The sequence below is a fragment of the Dactylosporangium sp. NPDC049140 genome (assembly GCF_040648435.1).
In genome coordinates this window covers 18,932-35,228 of the sequence record NZ_JBEZDS010000009.1, presented here as the reverse complement: position 1 = coordinate 35,228, position 16,297 = coordinate 18,932, and the positions used below count along the sequence as shown (strand labels likewise).

The window sequence follows — 16,297 nt, the reverse complement described above, 5'->3', positions numbered from 1 at the left end:
AGCGCGGCGGCGCCCGGTCCGGGTCGATCCCCGCGAAGCATCATCGAGTCAGCGCGAAGCATCATCGAGTCAGACTGGGCGGAGGGGCCGCTCATCAGGGAATCATCGGTGCGTCGGGCCGGCGCCGGAGCGAAGCGGAGGTGACGTCATGACCGTGACCGCACCGAAGGGGTTCCGGGCGTCCGGAGTCGCCGCCGGGATCAAGGCCGCCGCCGGGGCGCTCGACGTGGCGCTCGTCGTCAACGACGGGCCCGACACCACCGCGGCCGCCGTGTTCACCGGCAACCGCATCAAGGCCGCCCCGGTGCTGTGGAGCCAGCAGGTGCTCAAGGCCGGCATCGTGCGGGCCGTCATCCTCAACTCCGGCGGCGCCAATGCCTGCACCGGCGCGGCCGGCTTCCAGGACACCCACGCCACCGCCGAGCACACCGCGGCCGTGCTGTCCGGGCGGGCCTCGCGCTTCCCGGTCGGCGCCGGCGACGTCGCCGTCTGCTCCACCGGCCTCATCGGCGAGCGCCTGCCGATGCCGAAGCTGATCGCCGGCGTCGACGCGGCCGCCCGCGCGCTGTCCCGCGACGGCGGCTCGGATGCGGCCACGGCCATCATGACCACCGACACCGTGCCGAAGACGGCCGTCCAGAGTGGACAGGGCTTCACCGTCGGCGGGATGGCCAAGGGCGCCGGCATGCTCGCGCCGGGCCTGGCCACCATGCTCGTGGTGCTCACCACCGACGCCGTCGCCGACGCGACCACCCTGGACACCGCGCTGCGCCTGGCGACCGGCGTCACCTTCGACCGGATCGACTCCGACGGCTGCATGTCCACCAACGACACCGTCCTGCTCATGGCCAGCGGCGCCTCCGGCATCGAGCCGACCCCGCACGAGCTGGCCGAGGCGGTCACCGCGGTCTGCGCCGACCTGGCCCGGCAGCTCATCGCCGACGCCGAGGGCGCCACCAAGGAGATCGCCATCGAGGTCACCGGGGCCGCCTCCGCCGCCGACGCGGTCGTGGTGGGCCGCTCGATCGCCCGCAACAACCTCGTGAAGACCGCGTTCTTCGGCAACGACCCGAACTGGGGCCGCATCCTCGCCGCCATCGGCACCACGGCCGCGGCCTTCGAGCCCGACGAGGTCGACGTGGCCATCAACGGGGTGTGGATCTGCAAGGGCGGGGCCGCCGGCGAGGACCGGTCCAAGGTGGACCTCGGCGCCCGCGCGGTCACCGTCACCGTGAACCTGCACGCCGGCCCCGAGGCCGCGACGATCTGGACGAACGACCTTTCCATGGGGTACGTGCACGAGAACTCGGCGTACTCATCGTGAGCGGTCCGGAGCGGAGCGGAGGGGCCGCTCACCATGGGCTCAGTTCTGTCGCGCCGGCGCCGGAGCGAAGCGGAGGTGGCGGCGTGAGCGGTCCGGAGCGGAGCGGAGGGGCCGCTCACCAGGAAGCTCAGCCCGACGTTCAGGCGTCCGGAGCGAAGCGGAGGCGCATGAACGGACGGGACCTCGGCATCGCGCTCGGCAAGGCCAACACGCTCATCGAGGCGCTGCCGTGGCTGGAGCGGTTCTCGGGCTCGACCGTAGTGGTCAAGTACGGCGGCAACGCCATGGTCGACAACGAGCTCAAGCGCGCCTTCGCCGCCGACATGGTGTTCCTGCGCCACGTCGGCCTCAAGCCCGTCGTCGTGCATGGCGGCGGCCCGCAGATCTCGGCCATGCTCAAGCGGCTGGGCATCGCCAGCGAGTTCAAGGGCGGCCTGCGCGTCACCACCCCGGAGACCGCCGACGTGGTGCGGATGGTGCTCGTCGGCCAGGTCGGCCGCGAGCTCGTCGGGCTCATCAACGAGCACGGCCCGCACGCGGTCGGCATGTCGGGCGAGGATGCCGGGCTGTTCACCGCCGTGCGCCGCCCGGCCATCATCGACGGCGCGCCCGTCGACATCGGCCAGGTCGGCGACGTCGAGCGGGTCAACATCTCGGCCGTCGCCGACCTCATCGCGGCCGGGCGCATCCCGGTCGTGTCGACGGTCGCGCCCGACGCCGACGGGGTGCTGCACAACCTCAACGCCGACACCGCGGCCGGCGCGCTCGCCGTCGCGCTGCAGGCGCGCAAGCTCGTGGTCCTCACCGACGTCGAGGGCCTGTACCGCAACTATCCGGACCCGTCGTCGCTCATCTCGCAGCTGACCGCCGACGAGCTCACGGAGCTACTGCCCACCCTGGAGGCCGGGATGGTGCCGAAGATGGAGGCCTGCCTGCGGGCGGTCAAGGGCGGGGTGCCGGCCGCGCACGTCGTCGACGGGCGGGTACCACACTCGCTCCTGCTGGAAGTGTTCACGTCGGAGGGTTTCGGGACGATGGTGGTGGCGCAATGACCGGGGCGTTGGTTTCGCGGTTCGAGCAGTCGGTCATGAACACGTACGGGCCGCCGCAGCTGGGTCTGGTCAGCGGGCGCGGCGCGGTCGTCGTGGACGAGGCCGGTCGGTCCTATGTGGACCTCCTCGGCGGCATCGCCGTCAACCTGCTCGGCCACGGCCACCCGGCCGTCGTCGCCGCGGTCTCCGAGCAGATCGCGACCCTCGGGCACGTGTCGAACCTGTTCGCCTCGCCGCCCGTCGTCACCCTCGCCGAACGCCTGCTGGCCCTGGCCGGCCGGCCCGGCGCGGTGTTCTTCGGCAACTCCGGCGCCGAGGCCAACGAGGCCGCGTTCAAGCTCTCCCGGCGCACCGGGCGCACGAAGATCGTCGCGGCCGAGGCCGGCTTCCACGGCCGCACCATGGGCGCCCTGGCGCTGACCGGGCAGCCGGCCAAGCAGCAGCCGTTCCTGCCGCTGCCCGGCGACGTGGTCCACGTGCCCTACGGCGACGTCGCCGCGCTCGCCGCCGCCGTCGACGACGCGACCGCGATGGTGCTGCTGGAGCCGATCCAGGGCGAGTCGGGTGTGGTGGTACCGCCGGCCGGGTATCTCACCGCCGCCCGTGAGCTCACCGCCGCCCACGGCGCCCTGCTCGCCCTCGACGAGGTGCAGACGGGCATCGGGCGCACCGGCTACTGGTTCGCCCACCAGGCCGAGGGCGTACGCCCCGACGTCGTCACCCTCGCCAAGGGCCTCGGCGGCGGCCTGCCGCTCGGCGCGATGATCGCCTTCGACGAGGCCGCCACGCTGCTCGGCCCGGGCATGCACGCCTCCACGTTCGGCGGCAACCCGGTCTGCTGCGCCGCCGCCCTGGCGGTGCTCGACACCATCGAGTCCGAGCACCTGCTCGACGCGACCAAGCGGCTCGGCGAGCGGATCCGCCGCGGCGTCGAGGCGCTCGGCCACCCGCTCGTCACCGGCGTGCGCGGCTCCGGCCTGCTGCTCGGCATCGTGCTGCGCGGCCCGGCGGCCGGCGCGCTCGCCGCCGTCCTGCGCGACGAGGGCTTCCTGGCCCAGGCCGCCCAGCCCGACGTGCTGCGCATCGCGCCGCCGCTGATCCTCACCGACGAGCAGGCCGACGCGTTCGTGGCCGCGCTCGGCCCGGCGCTGACCGCGGTGCAGCCGTCATGACCGTCCGGCATTTCCTTCGCGATGATGACCTCAGCGCGGCCGAGCAGCTGCAGGTCCTCGAACTGGCGGCGGCGATGAAGGCCGACCGCACCGGCTTCACCCCGCTGGCCGGCAAGTCGGTCGCGGTCATCTTCGAGAAGCCGTCGCTGCGCACCCGGGTCTCGTTCGAGGTCGGCATCGCCCAGCTCGGCGGCACGCCGCTCATCATCGACGCGACCACGACGCACTTCGGGCGCGGCGAGGAGATCGGCGACGCGGCGAAGGTCCTGTCCCGCTACGTCGACGCGATCGTCATCCGCTCGAACTCCGACGTGCGGGTCGGCGAGCTCGCGGCCGGGGCCACCGTGCCGGTCGTCAACGCCCTGACCGACGGGTTCCACCCCTGCCAGCTGCTGGCCGACCTGCAGACGGTCCGCGAGCGCTTCGGGACGACCCAGGGGCGCATCCTGACGTACCTCGGGGACACCGCCAACAACATGGCGCACTCGTACGCGCTCGCCGGCACCCTCGCCGGGATGCGGGTGCGGCTCTCGGGTCCGGCCGGGTTCGAGCCCGACGCGGCCGTGCTGGCCGCCGCGCGCGCCCAGGGCGTGGTCGAGGTCGTGCCCGACGCGGTCGAGGCGGCCAAGGACGCCGACGTGGTGGTGACCGACACGTGGGTCTCGATGGGCCAGGAGGGCGACGGGCTGGACCGGCGCACGCCCTTCCGGCCGTACCAGATCAACGAGGCCCTGCTCGTCAACGCCAAGCCGGAGGCGATCGTGCTGCACTGCCTGCCGGCCCATCGGGGCGACGAGATCACCTCGGCGGTGATGGACGGGCCGCAGTCGGCGATCTGGGACGAGGCGGAGAACCGGCTGCACGCGCAGAAGGCCCTGCTGACATTCCTGAACGAGCGACGATGAGCGCTCCGACGACCAAGGCCGCTCGTCTGGATCGCATCTCGTCGCTCATCCGCGGCTCGGCCGTGCACTCCCAGACCGAGCTTGCCGAGCTGCTGGCGGGGGACGGGTTCCAGGTGACCCAGGCGACGCTGTCGCGGGACCTGGAGGAGCTGCGGGCGGTGAAGGTGCGCGGGGCGTACCTCATCCCCGAGGACGGCGAGCGCGCGTTGCGCCCGGCCGAGGAGGCGCCGACGCGGCTCATCCGGCTGCTGCGCGAGCTGCTGACCGGCGTCGACTGCTCCGGCAACCTCGTGGTGCTGCGGACCCCGCCCGGGGCCGCGCAGTTCCTGGCCAGCGCGATCGACCGCACCGGCCTGCCCGACATCGTGGGCACCATCGCGGGCGACGACACGATCCTGGTCGTCGCGCGCCAGGCGCCCGACCCCGCCCGCCCGAGCGCCGGCGACCTGCTGGCCGCGAAGCTGAGCGAATGGGCCCAGCTCGGCTGATCTTGTGTTTGTGGAAGGATCGTCTGCGTGTCTTCTGAAACTCCTACCCGCCTCTGGGGCGGGCGCTTCGCCGGTGGCCCCGCGGAGGCCCTGGCGCGCCTGTCCGTGAGCGTGCAGTTCGACTGGCGCCTCGCCCCGTACGACATCGCCGGCTCCCGCGCCCACGCCCGGGTCCTGGCCCGCGCCGGGCTGCTGGACGCCGACGAGCTCGGCCGGATGCTCGCCGCCCTCGACGACCTCGAGTCCGCCTGCGCGGCCGGCGACTTCCGCCCGACGGTCGACGACGAAGACGTGCACACCGCGCTCGAGCGGGGCCTGCTGGAGCGCCTCGGCACGCTCGGCGGGAAGCTGCGGGCCGGCCGCTCGCGCAACGACCAGGTCGCCACCGACCTGCGGCTGTACATGCGCGACCACGCCCGGGGCGTCGCCGCCCGCATCGTCGAGCTCGCCGACGCCCTCATGGAGCAGGCGGCCCGGCACATCGACACGCCCGCGCCCGGCTTCACCCACCTGCAGCCCGCCCAGCCGATCTCCTTCGGCCACCAGCTGCTCGCCCACGTCCAGGCCCTGCTGCGCGACCTCGACCGGCTGCGCGACTGGGACACCCGCACCTCGGTGAGCCCCCTGGGCGCCGGCGCGCTGGCCGGCTCGTCGCTGCCGCTCGACCCGACCCAGGTCGCCAAGGAGCTCGGCTTCGACCACGCCGCGCCGAACTCGATCGACGCCGTGGCCGACCGCGACTTCGTCGCCGAGTTCCTCTTCGTGGCCGCCCTCACCGGCGTGCACCTGTCCCGCCTCGGCGAGGAGGTGGTGCTCTGGACGACGCCGAACTTCGGCTGGGTGCAGCTCGACGACGCGTTCGCGACCGGCTCGTCGATCATGCCGCAGAAGAAGAACCCGGACATCGCCGAGCTCGCCCGCGGCAAGTCCGGCCGCCTCGTGGGCAACCTCACCGGCGTGCTGACGATGCTGAAGGGGCTGGCGCTCGCGTACGACCGGGACCTCCAGGAGGACAAGGAGCCCGTCTTCGACTCCGTCGACACGCTGGAGCTGGTCCTGCCGGCCCTGGCCGGCATGATCTCGACGATGACGGTGCGCGTGGACAACCTCGCGGCGCAGGCGCCGATCGGCTACACCCTGGCCACCGAGGTCGCCGAGTGGCTGGTCCGCCAGGACGTACCGTTCCGCGAGGCCCACGAGATCACCGGCAAGCTGGTCGTCATCTGCGCGGCCCGGGACATCGGCCTCGACGAGGTGAGCGACGAGGACCTGGCGGCGGTGAGCCCGCACCTGACGCCGTCGGTCCGGGAGGTCTTCTCGGTGCCGGGCGCGCTGGCGGCGCGGATCACGCCGGGCTCGACCGGCCCCGGCCCGGTGTCGGACCAGCTGGCGGTGGCCGCGGACAAGCTCGACCGCTGGCGCGACTGGTCCGGTCAGCAGGTTATCCCGCGCGATTGATCTTCGGGGTCGCTCCGCCCACCCCCCATTTTTTTGGACAATTCGGGCATACGGAAGATCACGCAGGACGTGCTCGGCGGCCCGGACGTGCTCCGGGTCGTCGAGGCCGACGTGCCGGTGCCCGGGCCGACCGAGATCCTCGTCGAGACGCGGGCGATCGGCGTGAACCCCGCCGACTGGAAGACCCGGGCGAGCGGCGGCCGGCTCGGGGCGCCGCCGTTCACGCTCGGGTGGGAGGTCGCCGGCGTGGCGCTCAACGACGAGGACGCCCGGGCCGTCGTCGACGTCGAGGGTGTTCCCATGCTCGTCGAGCCCGACCGGGCCGGCCTGGACGTGCTGCCCGGGCACGCGCTGGAGGGGGAGATCCGGGTGCTCGTCGACCGGGTGTTCCCGCTGGCCGAGGCGGCGGCGGCCCACGAGTCCGGCGAGTCCGGACATACCTCCGGGAAACTGGTCTTACGCCCCTGAATACCCCGTCGGGGTATAAGTCCGAAAAGTCCGATCACGAAGTGTCGGACTTTTCGTCGGCCGGTTGGGTCAGAGGGTCGCCCGGCGCAGTGAGAGCCAGGAACCCGTCGCCAGCAGGGCCACCAGGACCAGGGGCCAGACCGCCGTCAGCGACACCAGGCTCGTGTTCGTCAGCCAGTGTCCGACCGCCGGCCACTTGCCGGCCCGCCCGATCAGGGCCGTCGCGCCGCCCGCCAGCAGCAGGAGCAGCGTCGTGGCGGTCATGATGCCGTTGGCGCGCCAGCGCAGGTACAGGGCGCCCGCCGCGATGCCGATCAGCGTCATCGCCATCAGGGGCACGGCGTAGATGGCGAACTGCACCGGCACCGAGTGCTCGTCGATGAAGCCGAGGCCGAAGAAGCGCAGGCGCAGGCCCCAGCCGTTCGTCGCGTCCTCGATGGCCTGCAGGATCACGAGCAGGGTGGAGTACACCAGGACCTGCACGAGGCCGAAGAGTGCCAGGCCCGCGGTGAACTCGCGGCGGGTCACGCCCATGCCCAGGGCGAACGGGAAGTGCTGGTTCACCGCGACGGCGCCGAAGGCCAGCGAGGTGATGTAGATGCTCGCCAGGGCGCCGCTGACGGGGTCGGAGTCGAGCGCGTCGCTGGGGATGTTGGCGAAGACGAGCAGGTTGACGGCGAAGGCGAAGCCGAGGATGGCGACCGGCCACACCAGGGCGTCGTTGCGGCCCAGGGTCAGCAGGCGCGCGATCGACAGGATGCGGTTCACGACACGGACTCCTTCGCGGCGGCGTTGGTGATGCGGACGACCAGCTGTTGCAGGGAGACCGGCTGGAGCTCGACCCCCGCCGCGCGGGCCTCGCCCGGCTCCACGCGGCCGCGCACGGTCGCGCGGGTCAGCGGGCCCAGCCGCTCGCGGTGCAGCTCGTCGGCGTTGGCGGTCAGGGCGTCGACCGCGCCGGCCGGGCCGGTCAGGGTCAGGACCTGCCCGCGCAGGGCGTCGGCGGTCTCGTCGAGCACCACCCGGCCGCGCTCGATGAGCAGTACGTGCTCGATCAGGTCGCTGACCTCGTCGATCAGGTGCGTGGACAGCACGACGGTGCGCGGGAACTCCGCGTAGTCGGCGAGCAGGCGGTCGTAGAACAGCTGCCGGGCGACGGCGTCCAGGCCGAGGTACGGCTCGTCGAAGAAGGTGAGGGGAGCGCGCGCGGCCAGGCCCAGGGTCACGCCGAGCGCGGAGAGCTGGCCGCGGGAGAGCTTCTTGACCACGCGCTTCTCCGGCAGGCCGAAGTCGTGCACGAGGGCGCGGGCGAAGGCCTCGTCCCAGTACGGGAACAGCAGCCGGGCGGCGAAGAGCGCGTCGCGGACGCGGAAGTTGTCCGGGTACCGCTGGCTCTCCTTCACGAAGGCGATCTGCCCGAGGACCCGTTCGTTCTCGAAGGGGTGGCCGCCGAACACCTCGAGGGTGCCCGACGTGGCGATCTGCTGGCCGGTGAGGACCTGCATGAGGGTGGTCTTGCCGGCGCCGTTGCGGCCGAGGAGCCCGTAGATGCAGTTGCGCTGGAGCTCGAAGCTGACCCCGTCGAGGGCCTTCACGCCGCGGAAGTGCTTGGTGAGGCCGTGGGCGCGCACGATCGTGCTCATCGGTGCATCCCCTTCTCCAGGTGCTGCTCGATCATGGACGTGAGCTCGGTGCCGTCGATGCCGAGCTTCGCCGCCTCGGCGAGCAGCGGTCGCAGGTACTGCTCGGCGAACTGGTCGCGCCGGCGCTGCCGGAGCTTGGCCTGCGCGCCGGGGGAGACGAACATGCCGATGCCTCGCTTCTTGTAGAGGATTCCGTCGTCGACGAGCTGGTTGACGCCCTTGGCGGCGGTCGCGGGGTTGATCCGGTGGAAGGCGGCGAGCTCGTTGGTCGAGGGCACCTGGCTCTCCTCGGGCAGGCTGCCGTCGATGACCGAGTTCTCGATCTGCTCCGCGATCTGGAGGAAGATCGGCCGCCCGCCGTCCATCATCGATCCAGGTTGCTTGGTTCATTACTCATGTAACTAACCATGCAACCGACGAACCCGGGTGTCAAGCGCTATGTTTCTGACATGGCGAAAGTGGGCTTCGGGCCGAAGATGGCGTGGCTGGCCGTGGCGGCCGAGGCGGAGCACGTGATGGACGCGCTGGAACTGCGCGACCTCGGGGTGGTCGAGCCGCGCACCGGGCTGGACCTGGCGCACTTCACCGACGACCGGGTGGTGGTCGCGGTCGTGGACAAGTGGTGCCTGGTGGCGGGGAAGTGGCTGTTCCGCTGGAGCGGCATCGCGGCGCTGTCGATGCGGCTCGGGGCCGAGGTGCAGTACTTCTCGACCGACCGCAGCCTGGTGATGCACCGCTGGGCCCGGGCCTACGGCGCGGACGTCACGGTGTCCGACGAGGACGCGCTCATCGACGAGAACGACGTGTTCCGCACGGCCGCGGAGTGGAGCGTTGACCCGCGCGCGCTGCCGGTCGTGTCGTTACATATCGCGGCGGTACCTGTTCATAAGTAATCTTCCGCACGTCGATATTTACATACGACGATGGCGTCATGACGAAGATGCTGAGCCGTCTCGCCGTGGCCGTCGTCCTGCTGACCGGGCTGCTCGTCGCGCCGGCGACCGCCGCCAATGCGTCGGTCTACTCCTCGTGCACCACCCACTACACCGACTTCTATCGGCTGTAAAAGGCAAAGAGAATCACGTGGTGCGGTCTGTGAAGGCCGCACCATCAACGAACCCGGCCCCTTCGCCCACGGAAGGTGCCCACGAGCGGAGCGGGAAACTCAGCTCCGCTTGCCTTTGCTGCGCCAGGAGAAGGGCCCCGGCAGGTCGTAACGGTGGGCGCGGGTGCGCGAGTTCCACGACCAGCGGCCGATCTTCAAGCCCCAGGAGGAGAAGCCCTTCGGGGTGAAGTTCAGCATCAGCGGGCCGATGCGAAACGCCTTGCGGAACAGGATCGGCAACGAATCCTCCGGGGGTCTATCGGGCGGCGTAATGCAGGATCACGTTGTGGATGTGCTGGGTCTTCTCCACGCCGCGAACGTCCACTTCGTACGTGTGCGTGCCGACGTGCACGGCGATGGTACCGCTGCTGAAGAAGCTGCCCGCCCACGACTTGTTGCTCACGACGGAGACGGCGGTCACCTTGCCGTACGGGATTGACGTGATCGCCACCCGCTTACCGACGAACGAGCGGTCCTGCATGATTACCCGCTTGTCGGTGAGGCCGATGAAGCCGGTGCCGACCCCCACCGCGTCATAGACCGCGATGATGGTCTCGCCCGGCAGCAGGCCGGAGACGATCTGCTCGTACTGCTCCCGTCGGTCGTACTTCGCCTGCTGCGCCATGCCTTCAAGATAGACGCCGACCACAACGTGCCCGGTGTAGAGTTTCGGCGTGCGGGTGCGGCTGCTCGGACCGATCGACGTGCTGGTCGGCGGCGAACCCCGGCCGGTCATGGGTTTGCGCCGCAAGGCGGTGCTCGCAATCCTCGGTCTGCACGCCGGTGAGGTGGTGAGCACCGGGCGCCTGGTCGACCTGGTCTGGGACGGTGCCGCGCCCCCGAATGCCGTCAACGCGCTGCAGAGTCACCTGTCGTACCTTCGCCGCACCCTCTCGGACAAGGGCGCCGTGCGCTCCCGCCCGCCCGGGTACGTGCTCGACCTCGGTCCGGACGGCACCGATGTCGCCGTGGCCGAGCGGCTCATCGGCGCCGCCCTGCGCTCCGGCGAGGACGCCGGCCGGGCCCGGGATCTGCAGCGCGCCCTGGACCTGTGGCGCGGCCAGCCGATGGCCGACGCGACCGGCGTGACGTGGCTGGAGGAGCAGGCCGAGCGGCTGGGACAGCTGTGGCTGCAGGGCAAGCGGGCGCTGCTGCAGGCGCGACTGGGCCTCGGCCAGCACGCCCAGCTCCTGCCCGAGCTCGAGCAGCTGACCCGCGAGCACCCGTTCGACGAGCAGCTGCACGGGCAGCTCATGCTCGCGCTGTACCGCATGGGCCGCCAGGCCGACGCCCTGAGCGCCTTCCAGCGCCTGCGCCGGACCCTGCGCGAGGACCTCGGCATCGAGCCCGGCCCGGCCCTGCGCGAGCTGGAGTCGGCCATGCTGCGCCAGGACGAGGGGCTCGACCCGCCGCCGGCCCCGGCCCCGGTGACCGTCGCCGCCCCCGAGCCGGTGCGGACCCGGCCGGCCCAGATCCCGCTGGCCGTGCGGACCTTCGCCGGGCGCGACGGGCAGCTGGCCCGGCTCGACGCGCTGCTGCCGGCCGAGTGGACCCCGCCCGGCAGCGCCGTGTTCGTCGCCGTTGTCTCGGGTACCGCGGGCGTCGGCAAATCGGCCCTCGCCGTGCACTGGGCGCACCGGGTCGCCGACCGTTTCCCCGACGGGCAGCTGTACGTCAACCTCCGCGGCTTCGACCCCGCCGACACCCCGATGCCGCCGGCCGTCGCCGTGCGCGGGTTCCTCGACGCCCTGGGCGTGCCGGCCGAGCGGATCCCGGCCGACCTCGCCGGGCTCTCGGCCCTGCTGCGCAGCCAGCTCGCCGGCCGGCGGGTGCTGATCGTGCTCGACAACGTGCGCGACGCCGAGCAGGTCCGGCCGCTGCTGCCGGCCGCGCCCGGCTGCCTGGTCGTGGTCACCAGCCGCGACCCGCTGACCTCGCTGGTGGCGATCGAGGGCGCCGTGCCCGTGCCCGTGGACCTGCTCACCGACGGCGAGGCGCGCGACCTGCTGGTGAGCCGGCTCGGGGCGCGCCGGGTCGCGGCCGAGCCGGACGCGGTCGAGCGGATCGTGGCCCGCTGCGCCCGGCTGCCGCTCGCGCTCGTCGTCGTCGCGGGCCGGGCCGCGACCCGCCCGGAGCTGCCGTTGTCCGCGCTCGCCGACGAGCTGGGCGCGCGGCGCTCGACGCTGGACGCGATCGCCGGCGCGGACCCGGCCTCCGACGTGCGGGCGGTGCTCTCGTGGTCGTACCGCGCGCTGAGCCCCGCCGCCGCCGAGGTGCTGCGCCGCATGAGCCTGGGGCCGGGCCCGGACCTGGGCATCGACGCCGTGGCGAGCCTGGCCGGGGCCCCGCTCCCCGCCGCCCGCACCGCCCTGGCCGAGCTGGACCGGGCCGGGCTCGTGGTGGAGCAGCGGCCGGGGCGGTACACCTTCCACGATCTGTTGCGCGCGTACGCCACGGAACTGGTCGAGACCCACGACCCCGACGAGGAGCGGGCCGCCGCCGTGCACCGCCTGCTCGAGCACTACCTCGGCACCGCCCAGGCCGCGGCGCTGCGGCTCGACCCGGCCCGGGACCCGGCGCCGCGGGCCGCCCGGCACCCGGCGATCGCGGTGCCGGCCCCGCCGCGGGAGCAGGCCCAGGCGTGGTTCGCCGACGAGCACCGGTCGGTCCTGGCCGCGGTACGCCTCGCCGACGAACTGGGCCTCGACGAGCACACCTGGCGCCTCGCCGCGGCGATGACGACGTTCCTGGACTGGCACGGGCAGTGGCAGGAGCTGGTCGCCATCCAGGAGGCGGCGCTGCGGGCCCTGCGCCGCCTCGGCGACCGCCCGGGCCAGGGCGCGGCCTCGTGCGAGCTGGGCCAGGTGTACGCGCGGATCGGCCGCTTCGACGAGGCCCACCAGTACCTCTGGACCGCCCTGTGCCTGTACGAGCAGCTCGACGACGCGCCCGGGCTGGCCCGCGCGCACTTCCACCTGGGCTGGCTGCAGCACGCCCAGCGGCGGTACCGCGACGCGCTGAGCCACAGCGAGCAGGCCCTCGCCCTCTTCGAGCGCATCGGCGACAAGCTGTGGCGGGCCCGCGCCCTGAACGCGACCGGCTGGATTATGGGGCAGCTGGGGGAGTACGAGCGGGCCCTGCGCCGGTGCCGCGACGCGCTGGTGGAGAACCGTGAGGTCGGCGATCGCCACGGCGAGGCGGGCACCTGGGACGCGGTCGGCTACGCCCACCACCGCCTCGGCGACCCGCGCCAGGCGGTGGCCTGCTACGGCCACGCGCTGCGCGCCTACCGCGAGCTCGGCGACCGCTCGGGCCAGGCCTGCGTGCTGTCCCACCTCGGTGACGCACATCACGATCTCGGCGACAAGGCCGCGGCCGCCGAGGCCTGGCGGCACAGCCTCGACATCCTCGATGAGCTGGATCCCGCACAGGCGGCCGCGGTGCGCGCCAAGCTTCCGGTCGGTGGGCCCGCTACCGTGAGGGGATGACGGCGCTGGACACCTTACGGGCGGAACTTTCGGCCGCCGCCCCGCGGATGCGAGACGACCTGGCCGAGCTCATCGCAGTGGAGTCCCCGTCGTCGGACCCCGACGCCCTGGCCCGCAGCGCCGACGTGGTCGCCGCGCTCGGCACCCGCCTCACCGGCGCGGCCCCGGAGCGCATCGTGGTCGCCGACCGGCCGCACCTGCGCTGGCGCTTCGGTGGCGGCCCGACCCGCGTCGTGCTCATCGGCCACCACGACACCGTGTGGCCGCGCGGCACGCTGGCCCGCTGGCCGTTCTCCGTCGACGGCGACCGGGCCACCGGCCCCGGCGTGGTCGACATGAAGGGCGGCCTGGTCGTACTTTTCCACGCCCTCGCCGCGTGCCCGGACCTCGACGGCGTGGCCGTGGTCGTCAACGCCGACGAGGAGATCGGCTCGCCGACCTCGACCGAGCTGATCCAGGACACCGCCCGCGGCGCGGCCGGCGCGCTGGTGCTGGAGGGCAGCTCCCACGGCCGGCTCAAGGTCGCCCGCAAGGGCATCGCGCACTACACGGTGCGGATCACCGGCCGCGCATCGCACGCCGGCAACGCCCCGCACCTCGGCGTCAACGCGGGCGTCGAGCTGGCCCACCAGGTCCTGCGCATCGTCGAGCTCAACGAGCCCGAGCGCGGCACCACGGTCACGCCGACCGACTCCGTCGCCGGCACCACGAGCAACACCGTGCCGGCCGTGGCCCGGATCAGCGTCGACGTGCGCTCCTTCGACCCCGAGGAAATGAGCCGGGTCGACGCCGCCCTGCGTGCGCTGCAGCCGGTGCTGCCGGGCGCGCGGGTCGACGTCGAGCTGGGCCCGGCCCGCCCGGCGATGCCGGAGACGGCCGCGAGCGAGCTGTTCGCGCTCGCCCAGCGGCTCACCGCCCGGCTGACCGGAAACGCGGCCGTCGGCGAGGCGGTCGGTGGCGGCTCCGACGGCAACCTCACCGCCGGCATCGGCGTGCGGACCCTCGACGGGCTCGGCGCGATCGGCGGCAACGCGCACGCGGAGGGGGAGTGGATCGAGTTGTCCAGCCTGCCGGAGCGGGCCGCACTCGTCAGCACGCTGGCCGCGACGATCGGGCGGGCGGAGTGAGCGCCGCCGAGGCTTGGAGCGACGCGGCGGCCGCGGCCGACCGCATCGGGGTCAAGGTGGTCGAGCTGTCCGCCACGGCCGAGCTGGCGGAGTGCTCCGCGCTGCTGCAGCGGGTCTGGCGGGCCGAGCACCCGGCCGAGATCGCGTCGCCGTCGATGCTGCGCACGTACGTCCACTCCGGCAACTACGTCGCGGGCGCCTACCGCGGCGCCGTCCTCGTCGGCGCGGCGGTCGGGTTCTTCGGCCGCACCGGCGACCACGTACACCTGCATTCGCACCTGGCCGGCGTGGAGCGCGACGGGCACGGGCACGGCGTCGGCTTCGCCCTCAAGCTGCACCAGCGCGCCTGGACGCGGGCCCGCGGGGTCGGGCAGGTGCACTGGACGTACGACCCCTTGATCCTGCGCAACGCCTACTTCAACCTGCAGAAGCTCGGCGCCGAGGCGGTCGAGTACCTGCCCGAGTTCTACGGCCCGATGACCGACGGCATCAACACCGGCGACCTGACCGACCGGCTGCTCGTCGTGTGGCGGCTGGAGCGCCCGCTGGGGGCCGCGGCAGTCGCGGACGCCGAGGGCGCGGTGCCGCTCGTCTCCCGCACCCCCGGCGGGCGGCCGGAGGTCCACGATCTGCCGGATGCTCCGGGTGTACTTTCCGTAGCCGTCCCCGCCGACGCCGAGGGTCTGCGCGCGGCCGACCGGGAGGCGGCGCTGGCCTGGCGGGTCGCGGTCCGCGACGCGCTCATGGGCCGGCTCGCGGCCGGCTACCACATCGCCGGCGTGGCCCGGGACGGCCGCTACCTCCTGGCGCGGGCCGCATGAGCGGGCCGGAGCGCAGCGGTGCCTGGTCTGGGTCGGTCCGCGCGAAGCCGCATCGAGCCAGACTGGGCATTGGGGCCGCTCATCAGGGGCTCAGTTCCAACGTCGCGACGACGAAGTTGCACGGGATCGAGCTCCGGCGGGTGGCGATGCCGCTCGTCGCGCCGTTCCGCACCTCGTTCGGCACCGAGCACGAGCGTGACGTGCTGCTCGTGCGCGCCGTCACGGCCGAGGCCGAGGGCTGGGGCGAGTGCGTGGCGCTGTCCGGGCCGCTCTACTCGCCGGAGTACGTCGACGGCGCGCAGGCGTTCATCAAGCGGTACCTCATCCCGCTCCTGCGCCGCTTCGACGGTCACGTGTATCAGCTCGAGCCGCTCTTCGAGCCGCTCAAGGGCCACCCCATGGCCAAGGCGGCGGTGCAGACCGCCGTGCTCGACGCGCACCTGCGCGCGGCCGGCCTGCCGCTGGGCGCGTTCCTCGGCGCGGTGAAGGAGACCGTCCCGGCCGGCGTCTCCGTCGGCATCATGGACTCGATCCCGGCCCTGCTCGACGCGGTGGCGATGTACCTCGACGCCGGCTACCTGCGGATCAAGCTCAAGATCGAGCCCGGCTGGGACGTCGAGCCGGTCCGCGCCGTGCGGGAGCGCTTCGGCGACGACGTGCTGCTGCAGGTCGACGCGAACACCGCGTACACGCTTACCGATGCCGACCGGCTGGCCCGGCTCGACCCGTTCGGCCTGCTGCTCATCGAGCAGCCGCTGCCGGAGGACGACATCCGCGGGCACGCCCGGCTGGCCACGCTGATCCGCACCCCGATCTGCCTCGACGAGTCGATCGTCAGCGCCCGGGCCGCGGCCGACGCGATCGCGCTGGGCGCCTGCCGGATCGTCAACATCAAGCCGGGGCGGGTCGGCGGGTACCTCGAGGCCCGCCGCGTCCACGACGTGTGCGCGGCCAACGGGGTCGCGGTGTGGGCCGGCGGGATGCTGGAGACCGGCCTCGGGCGGGCCGCGAACGTCGCGCTCGCCGCGCTGCCCGGGTTCACGCTGCCGGGGGACACCTCGGCGTCGGACCGGTACTACGCCCAGGACATCACCGCGCCCTTCGTGCTCGAGGACGGCCACGTGGCCGTGCCGACCGGCCCCGGCATCGGCGTCGAGCCGCTGCGGGAGGTCCTCGACGCTGTGACGACCGATACAGAGTGGATTAACTTTACAAGCGTTAGCTGACGGATCTAACCTTACGGGCG

At 72.9% G+C, this 16,297-nt stretch carries 17 protein-coding genes and 1 pseudogene; 13 read left to right on the top strand and 5 right to left on the bottom strand.

Annotation, left to right across the window (positions count from 1 at the left end; genetic code table 11):
- Positions 1 to 148 precede the first annotated feature (148 nt).
- The 7 genes and pseudogenes from argJ to AB0B76_RS16900 all read left to right on the top strand — a co-directional run bounded on the left by argJ (position 149) and on the right by AB0B76_RS16900 (position 6,867).
- Positions 149 to 1,324 (top strand): bifunctional glutamate N-acetyltransferase/amino-acid acetyltransferase ArgJ, encoded by a 1,176-nt coding sequence (gene argJ / locus AB0B76_RS16930; protein WP_360375561.1) that lies wholly within the window; start codon positions 149 to 151, stop codon positions 1,322 to 1,324.
- A 167-nt stretch (positions 1,325 to 1,491) separates the two neighbouring features.
- Positions 1,492 to 2,376 (top strand): acetylglutamate kinase, encoded by an 885-nt coding sequence (gene argB, locus AB0B76_RS16925; RefSeq protein ID WP_360375559.1) that lies wholly within the window; start codon positions 1,492 to 1,494, stop codon positions 2,374 to 2,376.
- Positions 2,373 to 3,545, top strand: a pseudogene (locus tag AB0B76_RS16920) (acetylornithine transaminase); the annotation flags it as partial. The gene argB and the pseudogene AB0B76_RS16920, both read left to right, overlap by 4 nt.
- Positions 3,545 to 4,453, top strand: coding sequence for an ornithine carbamoyltransferase (gene argF / locus AB0B76_RS16915; RefSeq protein ID WP_360375557.1), 909 nt, complete (start codon positions 3,545 to 3,547; stop codon positions 4,451 to 4,453). The pseudogene AB0B76_RS16920 and the gene argF, both read left to right, overlap by 1 nt.
- The gene (gene argR, locus AB0B76_RS16910) at positions 4,450 to 4,941 is read left to right on the top strand and encodes an arginine repressor (protein WP_360375555.1); all 492 of its coding nucleotides are present in this window, start codon (positions 4,450 to 4,452) and stop codon (positions 4,939 to 4,941) included. The genes argF and argR overlap by 4 nt, the downstream gene beginning before the upstream one ends.
- 27 nt (positions 4,942 to 4,968) lie before the next feature.
- Positions 4,969 to 6,399 (top strand): argininosuccinate lyase, encoded by a 1,431-nt coding sequence (gene argH, locus AB0B76_RS16905; RefSeq protein WP_360375553.1) that lies wholly within the window; start codon positions 4,969 to 4,971, stop codon positions 6,397 to 6,399.
- Positions 6,400 to 6,432: 33 nt separating this feature from the next.
- Positions 6,433 to 6,867: a zinc-binding dehydrogenase gene (locus AB0B76_RS16900; protein ID WP_360375551.1), complete on the top strand. Its 435-nt coding sequence runs from the start codon at positions 6,433 to 6,435 to the stop codon at positions 6,865 to 6,867.
- 69 nt (positions 6,868 to 6,936) lie between these two features.
- Here the strand turns inward: AB0B76_RS16900 and AB0B76_RS16895 are convergent, their stop codons facing one another.
- From AB0B76_RS16895 to AB0B76_RS16885, 3 genes are read right to left on the bottom strand one after another with little or no spacing between them, the layout of a single operon-like run.
- The gene (locus tag AB0B76_RS16895) at positions 6,937 to 7,635 is read right to left on the bottom strand and encodes a hypothetical protein (RefSeq protein WP_360375549.1); all 699 of its coding nucleotides are present in this window, start codon (positions 7,633 to 7,635) and stop codon (positions 6,937 to 6,939) included.
- On the bottom strand, positions 7,632 to 8,510 hold the full coding sequence (locus tag AB0B76_RS16890; protein WP_360375547.1) for an ABC transporter ATP-binding protein: 879 nt from the start codon (positions 8,508 to 8,510) through the stop codon (positions 7,632 to 7,634). The genes AB0B76_RS16895 and AB0B76_RS16890 overlap by 4 nt, the downstream gene beginning before the upstream one ends.
- Positions 8,507 to 8,878: a GntR family transcriptional regulator gene (locus tag AB0B76_RS16885; protein ID WP_360375545.1), complete on the bottom strand. Its 372-nt coding sequence runs from the start codon at positions 8,876 to 8,878 to the stop codon at positions 8,507 to 8,509. The genes AB0B76_RS16890 and AB0B76_RS16885 overlap by 4 nt, the downstream gene beginning before the upstream one ends.
- 81 nt (positions 8,879 to 8,959) lie before the next feature.
- On the opposite strand from AB0B76_RS16885, the gene AB0B76_RS16880 reads away from it, so the two are divergent.
- Both AB0B76_RS16880 and AB0B76_RS16875 read left to right on the top strand, forming a co-directional pair.
- Positions 8,960 to 9,403: a hypothetical protein gene (locus AB0B76_RS16880; protein WP_360375543.1), complete on the top strand. Its 444-nt coding sequence runs from the start codon at positions 8,960 to 8,962 to the stop codon at positions 9,401 to 9,403.
- A gap of 38 nt (positions 9,404 to 9,441) precedes the next feature.
- Positions 9,442 to 9,576, top strand: coding sequence for a hypothetical protein (locus tag AB0B76_RS16875; RefSeq protein WP_360375541.1), 135 nt, complete (start codon positions 9,442 to 9,444; stop codon positions 9,574 to 9,576).
- A gap of 99 nt (positions 9,577 to 9,675) precedes the next feature.
- Here the strand turns inward: AB0B76_RS16875 and AB0B76_RS16870 are convergent, their stop codons facing one another.
- Both AB0B76_RS16870 and AB0B76_RS16865 read right to left on the bottom strand, forming a co-directional pair.
- Positions 9,676 to 9,855: a DUF4236 domain-containing protein gene (locus tag AB0B76_RS16870; RefSeq protein WP_360375539.1), complete on the bottom strand. Its 180-nt coding sequence runs from the start codon at positions 9,853 to 9,855 to the stop codon at positions 9,676 to 9,678.
- A 16-nt stretch (positions 9,856 to 9,871) separates the two neighbouring features.
- Complete coding sequence (locus AB0B76_RS16865; protein WP_360375537.1) at positions 9,872 to 10,240, bottom strand: PH domain-containing protein; 369 nt, start codon at positions 10,238 to 10,240, stop codon at positions 9,872 to 9,874.
- Positions 10,241 to 10,289: 49 nt separating this feature from the next.
- On the opposite strand from AB0B76_RS16865, the gene AB0B76_RS16860 reads away from it, so the two are divergent.
- The 4 genes from AB0B76_RS16860 (at position 10,290) to menC (ending at position 16,277) form a co-directional block, all read left to right on the top strand.
- Entirely contained in the window at positions 10,290 to 13,103 is a 2,814-nt protein-coding gene (locus tag AB0B76_RS16860; protein WP_360375535.1) for a BTAD domain-containing putative transcriptional regulator, read from the top strand.
- Positions 13,100 to 14,230, top strand: coding sequence for a M20 family metallopeptidase (locus AB0B76_RS16855; RefSeq protein WP_360375533.1), 1,131 nt, complete (start codon positions 13,100 to 13,102; stop codon positions 14,228 to 14,230). The genes AB0B76_RS16860 and AB0B76_RS16855 overlap by 4 nt, the downstream gene beginning before the upstream one ends.
- On the top strand, positions 14,227 to 15,051 hold the full coding sequence (locus AB0B76_RS16850; protein WP_360375531.1) for a GNAT family N-acetyltransferase: 825 nt from the start codon (positions 14,227 to 14,229) through the stop codon (positions 15,049 to 15,051). The genes AB0B76_RS16855 and AB0B76_RS16850 overlap by 4 nt, the downstream gene beginning before the upstream one ends.
- Positions 15,052 to 15,197: 146 nt before the next feature.
- A complete protein-coding gene (menC, locus tag AB0B76_RS16845; RefSeq protein WP_360376055.1) occupies positions 15,198 to 16,277 on the top strand; it encodes an o-succinylbenzoate synthase in 1,080 nt (359 codons plus the stop codon).
- Positions 16,278 to 16,297 lie beyond the last annotated feature (20 nt).